We start from the raw sequence: 378 nt of genomic DNA, 5'->3' as shown, positions 1-378 counted from the left end.
TAGGATCTGTACTCATAAATGGATTCCGTTAGCTGACGAACGGTGATTCACTCCCCTTAGGTGATTTGGGGGGTGGACATGGCGCGGTTTGACCTGAGCGATCGAGAATGGGCTTTGATCAAGCCCTTGCTGCCGAATAAGCCACGCGGTGTCGGTCGGGTCGACGACCGGCGGGTTCTCAACGGCATCTTCTATGTGCTGCGGACAGGCTCGCCCTGGCGAGATCTTCCAGAACGCTATGGCCCTTACACGACGGTCTATAACCGCTTTAACCGCTGGGCCAAGGCAGGCGTTTGGGTCCAGATTTTCGAGGTGTTGGCAGCTCGCTCGCCGCAGTCGATGGCGCTGATCGACAGTTCTATCGTCCGCGCCCATCAG

At 57.7% G+C, this 378-nt stretch carries 1 protein-coding gene; it reads left to right on the top strand.

Annotated features, from left to right (window positions below; genetic code table 11):
* Nucleotides 1–78: 78 nt before the first annotated feature.
* The coding region (locus HL666_RS33875) for an IS5 family transposase (RefSeq protein ID WP_246741689.1) at nt 79–378 on the top strand (300 nt) is incomplete at its 3' end.

Source organism: Bradyrhizobium aeschynomenes, from assembly GCF_013178945.1.
In the GTDB taxonomy this organism is placed as follows: domain Bacteria; phylum Pseudomonadota; class Alphaproteobacteria; order Rhizobiales; family Xanthobacteraceae; genus Bradyrhizobium; species Bradyrhizobium aeschynomenes.
Note: the sequence above shows the minus strand (reverse complement) of the source record. Positions and strands in the feature narration are given on the sequence as shown.